Annotated in this window: 19 protein-coding genes, 1 riboswitch and 1 other annotated feature (1 of these 21 running past the window's edge); of the genes, 10 read left to right on the forward strand and 9 right to left on the reverse strand. The window is 31.6% G+C overall.

Translation table 11 applies throughout. The features are described from left to right. Positions 1 to 185: a binding site (T-box leader), on the reverse strand; it reaches 52 nt to the left of the window's first position. A 129-nt stretch (positions 186 to 314) separates the two neighbouring features. The 6 genes from cysE to ACY3JJ_RS06715 all read left to right on the forward strand — a co-directional run bounded on the left by cysE (position 315) and on the right by ACY3JJ_RS06715 (position 6,563). Next, the gene (gene cysE / locus ACY3JJ_RS06690) at positions 315 to 983 is read left to right on the forward strand and encodes a serine O-acetyltransferase (protein ID WP_463092596.1); all 669 of its coding nucleotides are present in this window, start codon (positions 315 to 317) and stop codon (positions 981 to 983) included. Between the two features lie 21 nt (positions 984 to 1,004). Further along, a riboswitch (TPP riboswitch) is annotated at positions 1,005 to 1,115 on the forward strand. Between the two features lie 84 nt (positions 1,116 to 1,199). After that, positions 1,200 to 2,000, forward strand: a complete 801-nt coding sequence (locus ACY3JJ_RS06695; RefSeq protein WP_463091330.1) for an energy-coupled thiamine transporter ThiT — start codon at positions 1,200 to 1,202, stop codon at positions 1,998 to 2,000. A gap of 11 nt (positions 2,001 to 2,011) precedes the next feature. Then, positions 2,012 to 2,656, forward strand: coding sequence for a thiamine diphosphokinase (locus ACY3JJ_RS06700; RefSeq protein WP_463081953.1), 645 nt, complete (start codon positions 2,012 to 2,014; stop codon positions 2,654 to 2,656). Between the two features lie 69 nt (positions 2,657 to 2,725). Then, positions 2,726 to 5,149: a DNA gyrase subunit A gene (gyrA, locus tag ACY3JJ_RS06705; RefSeq protein WP_463091331.1), complete on the forward strand. Its 2,424-nt coding sequence runs from the start codon at positions 2,726 to 2,728 to the stop codon at positions 5,147 to 5,149. Next, on the forward strand, positions 5,146 to 5,562 hold the full coding sequence (locus ACY3JJ_RS06710) for an archease (protein ID WP_463091332.1): 417 nt from the start codon (positions 5,146 to 5,148) through the stop codon (positions 5,560 to 5,562). Before gyrA ends, ACY3JJ_RS06710 begins: the two co-directional genes overlap by 4 nt. Next, positions 5,562 to 6,563: a DUF933 domain-containing protein gene (locus tag ACY3JJ_RS06715; protein ID WP_463091333.1), complete on the forward strand. Its 1,002-nt coding sequence runs from the start codon at positions 5,562 to 5,564 to the stop codon at positions 6,561 to 6,563. Before ACY3JJ_RS06710 ends, ACY3JJ_RS06715 begins: the two co-directional genes overlap by 1 nt. Positions 6,564 to 6,569: 6 nt before the next feature. Here ACY3JJ_RS06715 and ACY3JJ_RS06720 read toward each other — a convergent pair whose 3' ends face one another. Both ACY3JJ_RS06720 and ACY3JJ_RS06725 read right to left on the reverse strand, forming a co-directional pair. Continuing rightward, the gene (locus ACY3JJ_RS06720; RefSeq protein ID WP_463091334.1) at positions 6,570 to 6,983 is read right to left on the reverse strand and encodes an RrF2 family transcriptional regulator; all 414 of its coding nucleotides are present in this window, start codon (positions 6,981 to 6,983) and stop codon (positions 6,570 to 6,572) included. A gap of 72 nt (positions 6,984 to 7,055) precedes the next feature. Then, the gene (locus tag ACY3JJ_RS06725; protein WP_463091335.1) at positions 7,056 to 8,054 is read right to left on the reverse strand and encodes an alpha/beta hydrolase family protein; all 999 of its coding nucleotides are present in this window, start codon (positions 8,052 to 8,054) and stop codon (positions 7,056 to 7,058) included. 94 nt (positions 8,055 to 8,148) lie between these two features. On the opposite strand from ACY3JJ_RS06725, the gene ACY3JJ_RS06730 reads away from it, so the two are divergent. Then, on the forward strand, positions 8,149 to 9,399 hold the full coding sequence (locus ACY3JJ_RS06730) for an endonuclease Q family protein (RefSeq protein ID WP_463091336.1): 1,251 nt from the start codon (positions 8,149 to 8,151) through the stop codon (positions 9,397 to 9,399). On the opposite strand, the gene ACY3JJ_RS06735 is transcribed toward ACY3JJ_RS06730, so the two are convergent. Genes ACY3JJ_RS06735 through ACY3JJ_RS06745 form a run of 3 tightly spaced genes read right to left on the reverse strand, consistent with a single transcriptional unit; the run spans position 9,396 to position 11,841 of the window. Beyond that, positions 9,396 to 10,187 (reverse strand): DUF4032 domain-containing protein, encoded by a 792-nt coding sequence (locus ACY3JJ_RS06735; RefSeq protein WP_463091337.1) that lies wholly within the window; start codon positions 10,185 to 10,187, stop codon positions 9,396 to 9,398. The two genes, ACY3JJ_RS06730 and ACY3JJ_RS06735, sit on opposite strands and share 4 nt — an antisense overlap. 2 nt (positions 10,188 to 10,189) lie before the next feature. After that, the gene (locus tag ACY3JJ_RS06740) at positions 10,190 to 10,774 is read right to left on the reverse strand and encodes a metallophosphoesterase family protein (RefSeq protein ID WP_463081945.1); all 585 of its coding nucleotides are present in this window, start codon (positions 10,772 to 10,774) and stop codon (positions 10,190 to 10,192) included. Beyond that, complete coding sequence (locus tag ACY3JJ_RS06745) at positions 10,771 to 11,841, reverse strand: bifunctional phosphoglucose/phosphomannose isomerase (protein ID WP_463091338.1); 1,071 nt, start codon at positions 11,839 to 11,841, stop codon at positions 10,771 to 10,773. The genes ACY3JJ_RS06740 and ACY3JJ_RS06745 overlap by 4 nt, the downstream gene beginning before the upstream one ends. Before the next feature lie 128 nt (positions 11,842 to 11,969). On the opposite strand from ACY3JJ_RS06745, the gene ACY3JJ_RS06750 reads away from it, so the two are divergent. The 3 genes from ACY3JJ_RS06750 to ACY3JJ_RS06760 are packed head-to-tail and all read left to right on the forward strand — an operon-like array spanning position 11,970 to position 14,473. After that, positions 11,970 to 12,380, forward strand: a complete 411-nt coding sequence (locus tag ACY3JJ_RS06750; protein WP_463091339.1) for an OsmC family protein — start codon at positions 11,970 to 11,972, stop codon at positions 12,378 to 12,380. 24 nt (positions 12,381 to 12,404) lie between these two features. Continuing rightward, the gene (gene gltX / locus ACY3JJ_RS06755; protein WP_463091340.1) at positions 12,405 to 13,844 is read left to right on the forward strand and encodes a glutamate--tRNA ligase; all 1,440 of its coding nucleotides are present in this window, start codon (positions 12,405 to 12,407) and stop codon (positions 13,842 to 13,844) included. Between the two features lie 14 nt (positions 13,845 to 13,858). Then, positions 13,859 to 14,473 carry a YaaC family protein gene (locus ACY3JJ_RS06760; RefSeq protein WP_463091341.1) on the forward strand — a complete coding sequence of 205 codons (615 nt, stop codon included), beginning with the start codon at positions 13,859 to 13,861 and terminating at the stop codon, positions 14,471 to 14,473. Here the strand turns inward: ACY3JJ_RS06760 and ACY3JJ_RS06765 are convergent. The 4 genes from ACY3JJ_RS06765 to nadD are packed head-to-tail and all read right to left on the reverse strand — an operon-like array spanning position 14,440 to position 17,133. Next, the gene (locus ACY3JJ_RS06765) at positions 14,440 to 15,468 is read right to left on the reverse strand and encodes a polyprenyl synthetase family protein (protein WP_463091342.1); all 1,029 of its coding nucleotides are present in this window, start codon (positions 15,466 to 15,468) and stop codon (positions 14,440 to 14,442) included. The genes ACY3JJ_RS06760 and ACY3JJ_RS06765 overlap by 34 nt on opposite strands. Then, the gene (locus ACY3JJ_RS06770) at positions 15,459 to 16,070 is read right to left on the reverse strand and encodes a ThuA domain-containing protein (protein WP_463091343.1); all 612 of its coding nucleotides are present in this window, start codon (positions 16,068 to 16,070) and stop codon (positions 15,459 to 15,461) included. Before ACY3JJ_RS06770 ends, ACY3JJ_RS06765 begins: the two co-directional genes overlap by 10 nt. 3 nt (positions 16,071 to 16,073) lie before the next feature. Further along, the gene (locus ACY3JJ_RS06775) at positions 16,074 to 16,529 is read right to left on the reverse strand and encodes a VOC family protein (RefSeq protein ID WP_463081938.1); all 456 of its coding nucleotides are present in this window, start codon (positions 16,527 to 16,529) and stop codon (positions 16,074 to 16,076) included. After that, complete coding sequence (gene nadD, locus ACY3JJ_RS06780; RefSeq protein WP_463091344.1) at positions 16,519 to 17,133, reverse strand: nicotinate-nucleotide adenylyltransferase; 615 nt, start codon at positions 17,131 to 17,133, stop codon at positions 16,519 to 16,521. Before nadD ends, ACY3JJ_RS06775 begins: the two co-directional genes overlap by 11 nt. Position 17,134: the final 1 nt, after the last annotated feature.

Here is a 17,134-nt window from a genome sequence, read left to right on the forward strand (position 1 = left end):
TCCCCCAACTCTTTGCCCATTTAACGGAGGCTAACCCGTTGGAGACTACTCGAAGATATATTATCTCTTTCGTTCCAAGGCTCCAGGCCCCATTCACTACCTGCAAGATGGCTGGTTTACAGCTAATACCAACCTCTCTGTTATCTTGCTATTTGGTAGTTACTATTTCCCTTCACAGCCTTTCCTAATTTTTAGATGATATTATACTATAAATTTTTAATAACAAAAACTCTCAGTGGAAAATTTTTTATTTTTATGTTATTTTATATCAAATTGGTATAATTTATAAAGGATGGGGTGAAAAAATGCTTAAAATAATTGAAACAATAGTTGCAGACTACAAGGCTGTATTTGAAAAGGATCCTGCTGCAAGAAATTTTTTAGAAGTAATACTTTGTTATCCGGGCTTTCATGCTATATTATTACATAGATTAGCCCATTTTCTTTGGAAATTAAAAATACCAGTTATTCCACGTTTAATTTCCCATCTCAATAGACTTTTAACAGGAATAGAGATCCATCCTGGAGCAAAGATTGGTAAAGGTTTCTTTATTGATCATGGTATGGGGGTAGTTATAGGTGAAACAACAGAAATAGGAGATAACGTACTCATATATCAAGGTGTTACTTTAGGAGGTACAGGTAAAGAAAAGGGTAAAAGACATCCTACAATAGGCAATAACGTGGTTATTGGAGCAGGAGCAAAAGTCCTTGGACCAATAACCATAGGAGATAACACGAGAATAGGCGCTGGGTCTGTAGTATTAAAGTCTGTACCACCTAACTGTACAGTTGTGGGAGTGCCGGGAAGAGTTATAGTCCAAGAAGGAAGAAAATTAACTCCTAAGGAAATGTTGGAACATGGTAATATTCCAGATCCTGAGCTAAGTTTAATTGAAGAACTAAAATCAAGAATTGAGAACCTTGAAAATAGAATAGAAATGCTAGAGAAATTATTAAGAGAAAAATCAGAAAACTTATGATATAATCACAAATTAAGAGAAAAAGGTTCCCGGGGGAGCCTCTGAATCCGAGGCTGAGAGGGTAGCGGAAGCTACCGACCCTTTGAACCTGATCTGGGTAATGCCAGCGTAGGGAAGGGATAAAGTTGAAAAAGACAAATATGTGTAAAATTTAAGGTTCCCTTCCAACTATGCTGGCAAGGGGACCTTAAATTTTTATACAGGAGGTGCTTCCTAATGTTTCAAAAACCTGTAAGGCTCATCACAGAAGGTGCTCTTTCTATAGCTTTATCTCTTCTCCTTTGGTATTTACGTATCGGAGCTATGCCTCAAGGTGGAAGTATAAGTATGCAAATGCTTCCTCTCTTTATCTTTGCTTTAAGATGGGGAACATTACCAGGTATTTTAGTAGGATTAGTATATGGGGTTATACACTCCTTACAAGATATGTATGTTGTTCATTGGGCCCAATATTTATTAGATTATCCCATCGCCTTTGGTTTAATAGGCCTTTCAGGAATAGCCAAAAAGATTAAAGCCTCAAAAATAATTTCCTTTTTTATAGCTTTACTTTTCTTAGCAGGTTCAATTCTGTTTGTAGTTAATATATCTAATGAACTTCCTCAAGCTCAAAAAACTCTAGAAGAGTTAAAATTAAAACTTCAATCTGCCCAAGGTGAAGAAAAAACTAATATAGAAGAGGATATTAAAGATTTAGAATTTAAATTGAAGTGGTTCCCAATTTCAAGAATAGTTTTAATAGTTGCAGGTATTCTTGGGGCATTACTTTTAATTTATGGTGCTGTCCTCAGAAAGACCCAAGAACCCATAGAACTTGGAGTATTTATTGGAGGCCTCGGAAGATTATTTGCTCATTTCCTGTCAGGCGTGATTTTCTTTTCCCAATATGCTCCACCTGGGACACCTGCATGGATTTACTCCCTAATATATAATCTTTTTGTAGTTGTACCTAGTACTTTTGTATGTTTACCATTAGTACTACTTATATACCCCAGACTAAAAGAAAGTGAGATATAATAAAAGAATCTATGAAAATAGTAATTTTTGCAAATGGAGAAAGCAATTTAGATATAAATGATATAGGAACTATATTCCCTGTCGACAAAATTATTTGTGCTAACGGTGGTACTAAATTGGCATTAAGGTTTGATATAACACCTGACATAATTGTAGGTGATTTAGATTCATTAACAGAAGATATATCTAAAAAGTTTGAGAATAAAAAAATAGAGTGGAAAATCTATCCAAAAGAAAAAGATGAAACTGATTTAGAATTAGCTGTAAGAGAAGCTATAAAATTCAACCCCCAAGAAATATATTTTATTGGACTATTGGGGGGAAGGATTGACCATTTACTTTCTAATCTATTCTTTTTAGAAAAAGTAAAAGATATGGGCATAGAGCCATATGTAATAGATAAAAATTTAAATATATATCTTATGAAAGGGGAAGAAGAAAGAATATTTTGGGGGAACAAGGGAGATACACTCTCCCTCATTCCCCTATCAGATGTGGTTGATGGGATCTCTTTAGAAGGCTTAAAATACCCCTTACAAAATGAACCATTATATAGAAAGCTTACAAGAGGAATAAGTAATGAATTCCTTTTACCGCAAGCAAAAATAAAAACTTCTGAAGGGACACTCTTTGTAATACATCTACACAAAAAATAAGCTCTTATGTTAAAATATATAGTCTTTATTTTTCAATATCATTGAAATTTTTTTAATTCTGAGGAGAAAATGGAAAAAAGCAAAATAATATTAGTTGGCTTAGAAAAAGAGATGGAAAATTCCTACTTGGATTACGCTATGAGCGTAATCGTAGGAAGAGCTTTACCTGATGCAAGGGACGGACTAAAACCTGTACAAAGAAGAATTATATATTCTATGTACGAATCTGGAATGCTACATAATAGACCCTACAAAAAGAGTGCCCATGTAGTAGGTAATGTCTTAGGTAGATATCATCCTCATGGGGATGCTGCAGTCTATGAAGCATTAGTAAGAATGGCTCAGGATTTTTCCTTCAGATACCCATTAATAGATGGACATGGGAATTTTGGTTCCATAGACGGAGACGAACCAGCAGCTATGAGATACACAGAGGTAAGACTTGCTCCTATAGCCTCAGAAATGATTGCAGATATAGAAAAAGATGTGGTAGATTTTGTACCCAACTATGACAATTCACTAAAGGAGCCGGTAGTACTTCCCACTAAAATTCCTCAGCTTCTTATGAATGGTTCTTCTGGAATAGCCGTAGGAATGGCAACTAATATCCCACCTCATAATTTAGGAGAATTAATAGATGCCTTACTATATTTAATAGAAAATCCTCATACAGGGCTTGATGAAATATTAAAGTTTATAGATGGTCCTGATTTTCCAACAGGTGGAATAATTGTGGGAAGAAAAGGAATAAGGGAAAGTTACTTAACAGGTAAAGGTAAAATCATAGTAAGAGGAAAGGTTAAAATAGAGGAAACAAAGAAAGGTGAAAAAAATATTATTATTACCGAAATACCCTATCAGGTTAACAAGGCTAATCTACTAACCCAAATTGCCGAACTTGTACAAGAAAAGAAAATAACTGGAATAAAAGATCTAAGAGATGAGTCGGATAAACATGGAATAAGAGTTGTAATAGAGCTTAGAAAAGAAGCAGAACCCCAAATTGTTATTAATCAGCTTTATAAACATACCCAATTAGAGACCACTTTTGGAGTTATCATGCTCGCTATTTTGGATGGTCAGCCTAAAGTCTTTAATCTTATAGAATTACTTAAGATTTTCTTAGAATATAGAAAAGATGTTGTACTGAGAAGAACTAAGTATGATCTGGAGAAAGCAAAGGCAAGGGCTCATATTTTAGAGGGACTGTTAATAGCATTAGATCACTTAGATGAAGTAATAAGAATTATAAGACAAGCTGAGAATGCTGATTCTGCGAGAGAGGAATTAATGATAAAATTTAAGCTCACACAGGTACAAGCTCAGGCAATTCTTGACATGAGATTACATCAATTAACAAAGCTTGAAAAAGAGAAATTAATAAATGAGATGGAAAGCATAAGAAAAACTATTGAAGAACTACAAAAAATACTTAACGATGAAAAAGAATTATGGAAAGTAATTGCAGGGGAATTAAAAGAGATAAAAAATAAATACTCTGATAAAAGAAGAACAGAAATTCAAGAGGAAGAAAAAAGCGACATAACTATTGAGGATTTAGTACCTGATAATCCTGAAGTTGTATGTCTTACTCGAGAAGGATATATAAAGAGACTTCCATTATCCACGTATCAAATACAGAAAAGAGGTGGAAAGGGTCTTAATACTCTTGCCAATAATATAAATGACATAATAACCTCTTTTGTGGTTACATCTACAAGAAGTACATTATTTTTATTCAGCAACAAAGGAAGGGTCTTTTACATAAAAACCTATGAATTAGATGAAACTTCAAGACAAAGTAAAGGTACTCCTCTTAAGAATTATATAGGCATATCAGAAGGAGAAGAAATAACAGAAATTATATCTTTAAATGAATTTCCTCAAAATCTCTATTTTCTATTTGTAACCTCTCAAGGAATAGTCAAAAAGACTCCTGTGGAAGAATTTCAAAATGTTAGAAAAACCGGCATAAATGCTATAAAATTAGCAGATAATGACCTATTAGTTAATGTATTCTTAACTACTGGAAACGATCATATTATATTACTTACAAAGAAAGGTAATGCTATAAGATTTGATGAAAAAGATGTTAGACCTATGGGGAGATCTGCTCAAGGAGTGGTAGGAATAAAACTAAGAAAGGACGACTCTGTAATAGGTGGAATAATAGTTAAAAAAGATAAAGACATTGTACTTGTTACAGAATATGGCATAGGTAAGAGGATAAAACCTGATGAATTCAATTTGCAAAAAAGAGGTGGAATTGGAATTAGAGCAATAAAAATAACACCTAAAACAGGTAATTTAATAGGAGTAAAAAATGTGTCAGAAAATGATGAAATATTAATTAGCACTCAAAAGGGTCAAATCATAAGATTAGCTGTGAAAAATATACCTATCATGGGTAGAAATACTCAAGGGGTAAAATTGGTAAAATTAAATGATGAAGATAGAGTAGTTAGTATTGATCTGGTGAGTAACGAAGAATGAAAAAATATGAATTAATAGATCATACAGCAGATATAGGAATAATTGCATATGGAAGTACAAAGGAAGAAGCTTTTGAGGTATCAGCAGAAGCAATGTTTGACCTTATGTGTCCGTTAGAAAAAATTGATGAAAAGGAAAGGTTTGACATTGAAGTAGATGCTGAAGATTTAGAATCTCTACTTGTTACATGGTTAAATGAACTCCTTTATGTATTTGACGTTAAAAGACTTATATTCAAAAAATTTAATGTCACCCTTATAGGGAATAATCAACTAATAAGCCACTGTTTTGGTGAGAAATTTGATCCTAAAAAACATGAAATCATAAGAGAAATAAAAGCAGTAACATATAATCTATTAAAGATTGAAAATAAAGATAACCAATGGATAATACAGGTGGTATTTGATATTTAATGGCAAACTTAATAGTTGGAGAATCTCAATCAGGAAAAACAACACTTATAAAAGTCCTTTCAAAAGGAAAGGCACACATTAAATTTTCTGATTATAATATATGTGCAGTACCCAAAGAGGATGAAAGGCTAATAGAACTTTGGAAAATCTTTAAAAGTAAATCTATTAATTTTATAAACTTAGACTTTATGGATCCACCAGGTAATGCTACTTTTACATACCTAAATCCCCAACTTTATGAAAAAATACAAAAAGCAGAAATAATTCTTTATATGCTGCCTCTTTTTAGAGAAGATAAAGATCTTGATGAGATAAAAAACCAAGAAAATGAATTTATACTAAAAGATCTGGAAACTACAGAAAAACTTTTGAAAAATAGAAAATTAGGTATACCTGAAAAAGCAGTTTTAGATAAAATCCAAAAAAGTTTATTAGATGAGATTCCATTAAGCAATATGGAATTTAGAGAGGATGAACTAAAAATACTTTCTGCTTGGAATCTACTATCTATAAAACCAATTTTTTACATAATAAATATCTCAAATACTCAATTAGAAGATGAAAAACTTCTAAATTCCATAAAGGAGAAATTAAAAGATAAAATCTATTTCTTATTTCCGGCTAAATTAGAAGAAGAACTCTTAGAACTTGATGAAAAAGATGTAACAGAGTATTTGTCCATGTATAACTTATCAAAAAGCATAAGAAACCTATTAATAGATAAAATTTTTGAGTTTAACAATCTTATTTCCTTCTTTACAGTTGGAGAAAAGGATGCTCGAGCTTGGAAGCTAAAAAAAGGAAGCACAGCTTTAAATGCTGCTGGTGTTATTCATACAGATATTGCAAAAGGTTTTATAAGAGCTGAAGTAATAAGATGGGACGAGCTTGTAAAAATCGGTGATTGGAAAAAGGCATATCAAGAAGGAAAAGTAAGAGTAGAAAAGAAAGATTATATAGTAGAAGATGGAGATGTATTATATATAAGATTCCACATATAAAATTAATTAAGTCTTTTCTTCTTTAACAAAATCATAAAGTGTATATTTAGCTAGCGTTTCTCTTAGTTTATTTGTCATCTCAATCCATAAAGGTCTTGTTTTACACTGAGAAACCCTCTTGCACTTATTAGGAAAAACTATACAATCCACTAATGCAGTCCTACCTTCTAAAGCCTCTACCACCTCTAAAATCTTAATTTCCTTTGGATCACCATTTATATAATAACCACCTTCTGCTCCAACCTCAGCCTTAACAAATTTGTTTTGCGAAAGAATTCTCATAATTCTTTCCAAGTATCTTAGAGGAATCTCTTCAGCCTCAGATATTCTCCTTACACTTACAGGATTTCCCTCTTTTTGATTTTTAGCTATGTATATGAGAGCTCTCAAACCATATCTTGACCTTGTTGATAATTTCATAATTATTACACCTCTAAATTCATACTTTTTTAGGATATTTTACATGTTATCCTTTTAAAAGTCAAACATCAATCAGACCAAAACATTCTTCAGCCATTGAAAAGATTTATTCCCCCAAATCTCATGTCCCCCATTAAAAAACTCATAATTTAAATTATCAGATACATTTAAAAAATCATATACTTTTTTAATCTTTGAAAAAGCAAATTTTGTTGCTTCTATAGGAAAAATAGGATCTTTTATACCATGTTCAATAAATAGAAATCTTGGTGCAATAAGTCCTGCAATATCATACATCTCTGCATATTTCAAAATACCATAAATATAATTGCATTCACAATGAGAAATACTTAATATGCTGTCTCTAAAGGTATTTAAATATCCACTAATAATGGTAGCTTTAATACGATCATCTAATGATGATGCAAATAAGGAAGAGGTCCCACCACCTGAAATCCCATAAATGCCTATAGAATCTTTTTTTACCTCAGGGAAACCTTGAAGTAAATCAATACTTCTTATTATATCCCAAACCCTAAGTCCTATAACTGTTTTACTAAGCATTAAAGCCCAGAAAAATAACTCTCTACAAGAAGAAATCTTTTCATTCTTTACTATTTTCCTGTATCCAAAACCCAATTGTTCAATAACAAATGTAATGAAACCCTGTTTTACCAATGAGATTCCAAAATCCTTCATATAACCAGATGGAATTTCTCTCTCATTACCATTCTCATCAAGTCCAACAGCATCATTCATCCCTATTCCATGACCAGGAACAGCAATAACAGCAGGAGCAGGAAGTTCTACCTTTTTGGGAGTAAGAAGATAAGCATAAACTTCTATATCTTCTGCCGAATTGAATATAATAAGTTCTCTCTTATAATCCTCAAAATCCTTAGTATCTAAAACCCTCAAATTGGTATCACATTTTTCTGGAAATCCCCTTAAAAGTTCAATTAACTTTAATCTAAAATTTTTTCTCCAATTTAGCCATTCTTCCTTATTCTTTGCTTTAAATCCATATAATCTTTCGTTTTGATAAAGCTTTTTAAAATATAAAAAGTCCATAAGTATCCTCCTTAATCAAAATAATGTTTATATTGTACACTATTAATTTATCTGATGTTAACAAAAATAAATGATTGTTTTAAAATAACTTAAAATGAAATATAAAGAGATTAATAAATTGAGGTTAATTGCGGATTTTCACATACATTCAAAATATAGCAGGGCTACAAGTAAAGATATGGATCTCCATAGCCTTACAAAATGGGCTAAAATTAAGGGAGTAAATATTTTAGGTACTGGCGATTTTACGCATCCATTATGGTTTAACGGGTTGAAAGGTAAATTAAAAGAAGAAAATTACGGCATATATTCTTACAACGATATTTATTTTATTTTATCCTCAGAGATAAGTCTTATATATAATCAAAATAACAAATTAAGGAGAATTCATCTTCTTATTTTTGCTCCTTCCTTTGAGATAGCATATAAGATTAATCGCATACTTGAAAAATATAGTAATTTAACGTCAGATGGAAGGCCAACATTGGGTGAACCCATACAAAAAGTTATACCTCAACTTTGGGATTTATCTGAAGAGATCCATATAATACCTGCTCATGCTTGGACTCCTTGGTACTCTATATTTGGCTCAAAATCAGGTTTTGACTCAATAGAAGAAGCCTTTGGTAATTATTCTAAATACATTTTTGCTATAGAGACTGGATTAAGTAGTGATCCCTCTATGAATTGGAGGTTAAGTAAATTAGATAAGATTTGTTTAATTTCAAATTCAGATGCCCATTCTCCAAATAAAATAGGTAGAGAAGCTAATGTACTTAATTGCAATTTAAATTACAAAGATATCTTTAATGCTATTAAAAATCAAGATAAAGATAAATTTTTATATACTATAGAATTTTTCCCAGAAGAAGGAAAATACCACTTTGATGGTCATAGAAATTGTAATATATCATTACACCCCAAAGAGAGTATTAAGTTAGGGAAAATCTGTCCCATTTGCGGTAAACCACTTACTATAGGTGTTCTACATAGAGTAGAAGAATTAGCTGATAGAGAAGAGGTATATTTACCTATTAAAATACCTTATAAAAATTTAGTACCATTGGAAGAGATTATTGGGCAATCTTTAAATAAAGAACCTTCATCACCTATAGTACAAAGGGAATATTTAAAAACCATATCAAATCTTGGAAATGAGCTAAGCATCTTAATGGATGTATCATTAGAGGATATAATTAGAATTTCTGGAGAAAAAATTGCCAAAGGCATAAACCTTATGAGACAAGGAAAAATAAAAAAAATTCCGGGATATGATGGGGTCTATGGTAAAATAATAATTTTTCCAGAAGAGGCATCTTCAGAAAATCAACTTTCTCTCTTCTAAAAAGATCTTTTGAAAAGCTCTAAAATTTTATCCTTTAAAGTTATGCCTGGTAGTAAGTTTTTAAAATCTTCAATGGCCTTATCAAATCCGATATCATAACCTCTTTTCTGACTCTCTAACCATTTATGATCTGATATATAAACGTAAAGATCTGCTTCTGTTCTTCCTGGAAAAGCATCCAAAAGTCTTTCTTGTTGGATTTTTTTAACAATTGGTAGATAAATATTTCTATACCAATCTCTTGCCGCTTCTTTAATATTAACCTCTTCCCCCTTTTTTTCGCTCATATAATATTTATGTTCTAAAATTTGATTTAAAAGCTTTCTATACTGCCCTATTTCTGTAAGAATTATCCCTCTTAACCCTGTAATTAATTCAAAATCTGACCTTTCTCTGTGTAATATATTTTCTATACTGTTTTCAGAAGGAATATATTCAATTACATGAGCATCGATCTCTTTCTGACCTAATTTCTTTGCTACAGCCACTCTATGATTTCCATCAACAACATAATATTCATCTTTTATCTTATAAACCTCGATAGGAGGTAAAATTTTTCCTCTCAAAATTGCATTTTCAAGCTCTTGTAATCTACTTTTTGAACTACCTTTTAAAGGTCTAAACTCTTCATCAAAATCTTTATATCTTCCAACACTACCAACAATCTTATCAACCTCAATAGTCTGATAACCTAAGTCTCTCCATCCTGAAATTTCTTCTTCTTTTAAAACTTCATCAAAACTCTTTAAATGTTTTTTATTTTTTAAAAATCTCTTAAAAAACCTCATTTCTATAAATCCAAAAGAATTATTCCAGAACAGTTTATAATTTTTGTATTACCAAGCTCTGCAAACCTTTTAGAGTTATAAACATAATTCATGTGTGTATGCCCGTGAAGAAAATATTGAGGTTGATATTTCTCTATTAATTTTAGAAAAGCTTTAAAACCTTTATGAGCTAAATCATCTCCTTCATGAATTCCAAAAGGTGGAGAGTGAGCTACCACAATGTCCACCCCTTTTCTTAACTTTAAAAACAATCTTCTAATTCTCCACTCCATTTCCTCTTCGGTATATTGAAATTTACCTACACTATATTTTATAGAACCACCAAGTCCCAAAATTTTCCTCCCTTTAAACTCTATCATCCTTCCATCAATACTTTCACAACCTTCTGGAGGCCTCTTTTCATATATCTCATCGTGATTTCCATGTACATAAAATACTGGTACATTTAACATTGTAGCTATATAAGTAAGAAGTTCCGGCATAACATCACCACAGGATATAACCCCCTCTACCCCTTTATATGGAGTTATATCAAATTTTTCATAAAAATTTGGAGATTCAATGTCAGATAGAGCTAATACCTTCAACTTAAGGGCTGTCCTATCCTCATCTTAAGTTCATTAATATATCCTATAGAGAAAGGATCCTTATCTGCTAAATAAGCAAGATATACAGTAGCAAAATCTCCTAAATATGTCATAGAAAAGAACTGAGTAAGAGGAGATTTTCCTTCAGCTTGCCACATGAATATAGGTACTCCTCTTTCAGATATTTTCTCTTTCATGAACTCTACCCTAATCTTCATTTCTCCATCAAGAGAGGTGTACAAGAAAATAAGAGTTAATGGCTTAATAACTTCATCCATAGCTTCCCACGCCATAATTTCATTATGGTTAAGCTCTGGAAAGAAGTGATAAAATGCAGGATATTTTGAATTTTCATTGATTTGACATTTCCATCTATAAGCTGCTACCTTCCATTTTTCCTCTACAGCATAAATAACAGGAATACGCTTAAAGATCATTTTTGCAACTTTTTTTGCCACATTTTCTTCTGTTGGTACTTCTCTCTTGAAGCTTTCTCTTGCCTTTTTAAGATAATTAATAGTCTCCTCTATCTCTGACTTTTTAGAGGATACTGCTCCTATTTTTTCCAAAACTACAAAAGAAGGAATTGTTACATAGCCTATAGCAGCTCTTGGTGCCATGCCTGATGGTATCTCAACCAAAGTAAGATTTTTTTCATTTGCAAATTCTTTTAATTTTCCTCCACTTGTTACTGCTACAACAGAGGCTCCTTTATCATAAGCAGCTTTGGCAGAATTTAAAGTTTCTACAGTATTACCTGAATAACTAACCGCAAATACTAAGGTTTTACTATCCACCCAAGTAGGGAGATCATAATCTCTGTTTACATATATAGGAAATCTTGCTTCTTTAAAAAGGGCACTTTGTAAAACGTCGCCTCCTATAGCAGATCCGCCCATACCAAGCACAAGAACCCTCTCTATATTATAAGACACATTTTTTATAGGAGCAGAATAAGAAACTTCTGCGGCTCTTTCTATTTGTTCTGGCAAACTATAAACTGCTGAATACATGTCCTTGGGGTCTAAGTTTTTAAGAACATCAATTTGATCCAATTTCTCTACCATCTTTATGCCTCCTTTAATTATTTTGTTTGTGAAATTATTTTAGCTTATAATTAAATCGTTGACAATAATTAAATACTCTGTATACTTTAAAAGTATTTAAAATAATTTAAGAAAGGAGGATGAAAGAAATGGAAACAAAGGTTGTATGGAATGGAAAAATGAAATTTACAGGAACAACTCCTTCTAACTTCAATATCGTCATGGATTCTACACCAGATCATGGAGGAGGAAATGAAGGACCTCGCCCTATGGAGCTTATACTTGTAGCTCTTGGGGGATGTACAGGTATGGATGTAATCTCTATTTTAAATAAAATGAAAGAGAAGGTTGAACATTTTGAAATGAAAATCACAGCAGAAAGAGCCCAAGAGCATCCTAAAGTTTATACCAAAGTACATATTGAATACATTTTCAAAGGGGAAAATTTAAATGAAGCTAATATCAAAAAAGCTATAGATCTTTCTCAAACAAAATACTGCTCTGTATCTGCTATGTTAAGAAACACAGCAGAAGTTACATACTCATATAAAATACTTTAGTGGAAGGGAGAGAACAGGCTAAGTATGGATAATATAAGAGTAAGAATAGCACCAAGTCCCACTGGATATCTCCATGTAGGGACTGCTCATACTGCTCTTTTTAACTGGCTTTTTGCAAAGCATAACAATGGAAAATTTATATTAAGAATTGAGGATACTGATATACAAAGGTCATCAAAAGAATATGAAGAAAATATTTTAGAAGGATTAACTTGGCTTGGTCTATATTGGGATGAAGGTCCATATTATCAAACTCAAAGATTAGATCTGTACAGAAAATATGCAGAAGAGCTTCTTAAAATAGGTGCAGCATATTATTGTTATTGCACTCCTGAAGAATTAGAACAAAGAAGAAAAGAGGCTTTAGCTCAAAAAAGACCTCCAAAATATGATAGAAAATGCTTATATCTATCAGATGAAGAAATAGCAAAATACGAAAGAGAGGGAAGAAAACCTGTTATAAGATTATTAGTTCCAGAAGGTAAAACTGTTTTTAATGACATCATAAGAGGCGAAATAGAATTTGATAATGAGGATATAGGAGATTTTGTGATAATGAAATCAGACGGCATTCCTACCTATAATTTTGCTGTAGTTGTAGATGACTACACAATGGGAATAACTCATGTGATAAGAGGAGAAGATCATATATCAAATACTCCCAAACAGCTTTTTATATATAATGCCCTTAACTGGACTCCACCTGAATTCGCCCATTTACCTTTACTTCTTGGCCCAGATCGATCTAAACTTTCAAAAAGACATGGTGTTACATCTGTTACAGAATATAAAAAGATGGGATATTTACCAGACGCTTTAGTTAACTACCTTGCTCTTTTAGGGTGGACCCCAGAAGAAAATAAAGAAATTTATACGATTGAAGAACTAATAGAACTTTTTGATTTAAGAAGGGTCACTAAAAATCCAGGTATTTTTGATATAACAAAACTTGAGTGGATAAATACACAACATATAAGAAGACTTTCTGTAGAAAAATTGGCTGAGCTGACTTTACCATTCTTAGAAGAAGCAGAATGGTTCAATAAGAATAATTTTGACAAAAATTACTATCTAAAAGTTGTCTCTATTCTACAAGAAAGATTAAAAACTCTATCTCAGATACGAGAATATGGAGATTATTTCTTCTTAGATAATCTAAATTACGACCCTGAAACTGTAAAAAAAGTATGTAAAAGTCCAGATATACATATTTATTTAGAGAAAATTAAAGAAGAATGGTCTAAAATTTCAAATTCAGAATTCAACGCTCAAAATTTAGAAAACATATTAAGAAATTTAGCAGAAACCCATCAGATTCCAACGAAAAATTTAGTCCATCCTATCCGTGTTGCGTTAACAAATAAAACTGTTGGTCCAGGTCTTTATGAGCTTGCAGAAATTCTTGGGAAAGAAAGAGTCATAAAAAGATTAGAAGAGTTTATAGAGTTCCTTAAAAGACTTTAAAGCCCAAAAGTAATATGTTAAGACGCTCTCCTTATAAAGATATAATAAATTACGAAAATATCCTTTCTAAGGATATAGGAGAAGGAGAGCGTCTTTTTCTGCACTATACCTTAATACAAGCAAAAAGTAATCTGGAAATAGCCGAAAAATCTGACTATTTTGTCTCTCCTCTTCTCTTTTTCTATGGTATAGTAGCATTAGCCAAAATTATAATTTTGAAAAATTCCAAGATTATACCAAGAGAGGTTTTACATGGACTTACAGTAAGAGTAGCTGGAGAAAAATCCATAGATTGGACTAAAAATTATGATCCCAAAAATGAAACAGTTCTTGTTAAGGAAAAAGGTCTTTTTCCTACTTTTTACAAATCTATATCTTCCCATGCTCTTCCCGAGGGTGAAAAATACACCTTAGGAGATCTCTTCCTCTTTCTCGAAAGAAAAACCTCATTAGAACCTTTAGCTGTCCATTATCTTATTCTATTTCTTCTATCTATGTTAGCAAGATATGAACCTCAAAAGTGGGGATGGGCATATGAAAAATCCTCTTTCTCAAGAGAATTGAATACCTATTTAAAAATTGTAGGAAGAGAAATTTATGATCTTTGGAGAGAAAAGATTAATTTATAATAACTTTCAAAAAGATCCTTAATTAGGGAAATATTATAAAGATCTTTAAAACTCATTAGCTTATTATAACTTTTGTCAAAATATTTTTCAGCAGTATTAAACGTAGCTTCCTTTACTCTTTTTTTATCTAAAAGCTCAATTATATATAAAATATCTCTTTCAGATAATCTTTCCCTCATCCATATTTCTTCTAACATCATTCTTTCCTTATCTGAAGCCTCCGAATATAAGTACAATACAGGATAAGTTTTCTTCCGTCGTAAGAGGTCATTAAAGGTGTTCTTTCCTGTTTTATTTGGGTCCCCCCAAATTCCCATAGCATCATCAGCTATCTGGAAGAACATTCCAAAATCTCTACCAATCTCTTGGAAGATTTTTGCTGGATCTTCCTTATAAATTGCTGAATAAGCCCCTAAATAAAAGCTTGTAGAAAAAAGCTTAGCTGTCTTTTTCTCTATCATAATAAGATATTCTTTAAGAGATACTTCTTTCTTTTTTTCAAACAATAAATCCAGATATTGACCTTCTATAAGTTCTCTTATAGTCTCAGTAATAGTTGATAGGGTTTTAGCAAGAAGCTGAGGATTTAAATTAGATAGAACCTGAAATGTCATATCAAATAAAAGATCTCCCACATTTATAGCTTGAGCTTCTCCCCAAATTTTCCATACAGTCCATCTTCCATGTCTTTTCTCATCTCTATCTTGAATATCATCATGAACAAGAGAAAAATTATGAAGAAATTCTAAAGAGGATGCTATATCTAAAACAGAGTCAAGATCACCACCTAAGGATTGATTTATTAATACACAAAAAAGAGGTCTTAATCTTTTTCCACCTTTAAACTCCATAAGAGGCTGAAAGTTTTCATCCACCCAGCCCATATGGTATGCAGTAATAAAATGAACTGGAACCTCTGATGAAAACTTATTCCAATTTTCTTGTAATCTTTTCTCTATTTGAAGAAGATATCTTTGAATTTCGTTCATATCCATTCCATTAATTCTTTAAAAAATTCCAAAAAATGTTTATCTGATAAAGCTTCGTTATGAGCTGGTGTTATACATACCACCTTTCCATTACCATAATAATGATACCATCCTGCTATGGATTCCCCATTTAAGGATTTGGAATAAAGAAAAACATTTGTTCTTCCTTTATCACAATATACAAAATAGTGTTCATCAAGAAGCTCAAAATTTATATTTTTCCCATCCTTAGGCGATTTTCCGAAATATTCTACTTTCCCTCTTTCAGGATGATATTTAAAATAACCTTTTAATATATCTTTTACAAAAAGACTTTCTGGATCATAGGAGGCAAGACCAGAGTGCCAGACTAAAAATTTTCCTCCTTCAAATATATAATTTTGTATATTACTTTCTATATCTTTTCGCATCCAAACTTTGTCTTTATCTTGCCCTATTCTATTTTCCCTTCCCAAAATAATTAGATGATAATTTTTTAAATTAATAGGAAAATCATCTGGAATTATATAATCAATATAGTCCTCTTTATTTTTTACTTTTTCTAAGACTTCTTTCAAATAAACTTCAGGATGATAAAAATCCCCTAATATTGCAAGAATTCTCCTCATTTTCTAAAAATTCTCCAAAAGTTCTATTATAAATTTTATTCTTTCAAATGAATCAAGATAAGTATACATACCACCTGTATAGTAGCCTTGCTGAGCAACTTCTATCCCATTTTTCTTAAAATCCTCTATTATCTTTTTCGTACCCTTTACTAAAAATCCTAAATGATGTACCCCTTCCCCATGAGTATCTAAAAACTCTCTCCAAGTAGAAGGATTTTCATCCGGTTCAATAAGTTCTATCTCTACATTCTTAAAATTTTTAAAGAAAGCAAGCTTAGCCCTTGCTGGTGTAGGATTTCCTTTATATTGTGTCTTAGCTTTTTCATAGACATCAGTGATAATAATTTCAGGTTTTTCAACCCCAAAAATTTTAGAATATTCCTCTACTGCCTTTTCAATATCTCTCACAATTATACCTATCTGAACCACTACATCAGTACCTAAAATATCATTCACCATTTTCTTTTTCCTCCTTACAATATATTCTATTTTTTATTATATAATTTTCTACAAGCTCTGGTACCAAGTATTTAATAGACAACCCTTTTTTTATTCTATCCCTAATCTCTCTTGCCGAAATTGGGAAATATGGAAATTCCAGAGAAAAGATTCTATCTTCAAATTTTTCAAAAAGTTCCTTAATCTCTTCGGAAAAATAATTTTCTCCTCTACTTCCAATAACTATTTTTGAAAGTCCCAAAATATCATAAGGATCCTTCCAAGTTAGAAAATATTTAAATGCATCTTGTCCCAGTAAAAGATACATCTCCGTATTATAAAAAAGAGTAGATAGATCTTTTAAAGTGTCAATAGTGTAAGAAACACCTTCTCTTTCAAGCTCTATAGGTAATACCTCAAAATAAGGATTATTAAGAATAGCTAACATAACCATCTCATATCTTTGTTTTGAGGTAGCTTCTGGAATTTCTCTATGGGGTGGTATCTTATTAGGTATAAAAAATACCTTATCTAAATGAAATTTTTCTCTTGCATATTCTGCAAACCAGAGATGTCCATAATGAATAGGATCAAAAGTACCTCCTAAAACGCCAATTCTCTTCATA

The organism is Dictyoglomus sp. DH, from assembly GCF_055181375.1.

What these genes read in the sequence shown, in the direction of transcription:
- ACY3JJ_RS06700 (WP_463081953.1), top strand. Translation starts at nt 2,012, where the DNA reads ATGAAAATAGTAATTTTTGCAAATGGAGAAAGCAATTTAGATATAAAT.
- nadD (WP_463091344.1), bottom strand. Translation starts at nt 17,133, where the DNA reads ATGAAGAGAATTGGCGTTTTAGGAGGTACTTTTGATCCTATTCATTAT.
- gltX (WP_463091340.1), top strand. Translation starts at nt 12,405, where the DNA reads ATGGATAATATAAGAGTAAGAATAGCACCAAGTCCCACTGGATATCTC.
- ACY3JJ_RS06770 (WP_463091343.1), bottom strand. Translation starts at nt 16,070, where the DNA reads ATGAGGAGAATTCTTGCAATATTAGGGGATTTTTATCATCCTGAAGTT.
- ACY3JJ_RS06735 (WP_463091337.1), bottom strand. Translation starts at nt 10,187, where the DNA reads ATGAGGTTTTTTAAGAGATTTTTAAAAAATAAAAAACATTTAAAGAGT.
- ACY3JJ_RS06730 (WP_463091336.1), top strand. Translation starts at nt 8,149, where the DNA reads ATGAAATATAAAGAGATTAATAAATTGAGGTTAATTGCGGATTTTCAC.
- ACY3JJ_RS06765 (WP_463091342.1), bottom strand. Translation starts at nt 15,468, where the DNA reads ATGGATATGAACGAAATTCAAAGATATCTTCTTCAAATAGAGAAAAGA.
- ACY3JJ_RS06715 (WP_463091333.1), top strand. Translation starts at nt 5,562, where the DNA reads ATGGCAAACTTAATAGTTGGAGAATCTCAATCAGGAAAAACAACACTT.
- ACY3JJ_RS06745 (WP_463091338.1), bottom strand. Translation starts at nt 11,841, where the DNA reads ATGGTAGAGAAATTGGATCAAATTGATGTTCTTAAAAACTTAGACCCC.
- ACY3JJ_RS06750 (WP_463091339.1), top strand. Translation starts at nt 11,970, where the DNA reads ATGGAAACAAAGGTTGTATGGAATGGAAAAATGAAATTTACAGGAACA.
- ACY3JJ_RS06710 (WP_463091332.1), top strand. Translation starts at nt 5,146, where the DNA reads ATGAAAAAATATGAATTAATAGATCATACAGCAGATATAGGAATAATT.
- ACY3JJ_RS06725 (WP_463091335.1), bottom strand. Translation starts at nt 8,054, where the DNA reads ATGGACTTTTTATATTTTAAAAAGCTTTATCAAAACGAAAGATTATAT.
- ACY3JJ_RS06720 (WP_463091334.1), bottom strand. Translation starts at nt 6,983, where the DNA reads ATGAAATTATCAACAAGGTCAAGATATGGTTTGAGAGCTCTCATATAC.
- gyrA (WP_463091331.1), top strand. Translation starts at nt 2,726, where the DNA reads ATGGAAAAAAGCAAAATAATATTAGTTGGCTTAGAAAAAGAGATGGAA.
- ACY3JJ_RS06760 (WP_463091341.1), top strand. Translation starts at nt 13,859, where the DNA reads ATGTTAAGACGCTCTCCTTATAAAGATATAATAAATTACGAAAATATC.
- ACY3JJ_RS06695 (WP_463091330.1), top strand. Translation starts at nt 1,200, where the DNA reads ATGTTTCAAAAACCTGTAAGGCTCATCACAGAAGGTGCTCTTTCTATA.
- ACY3JJ_RS06775 (WP_463081938.1), bottom strand. Translation starts at nt 16,529, where the DNA reads ATGGTGAATGATATTTTAGGTACTGATGTAGTGGTTCAGATAGGTATA.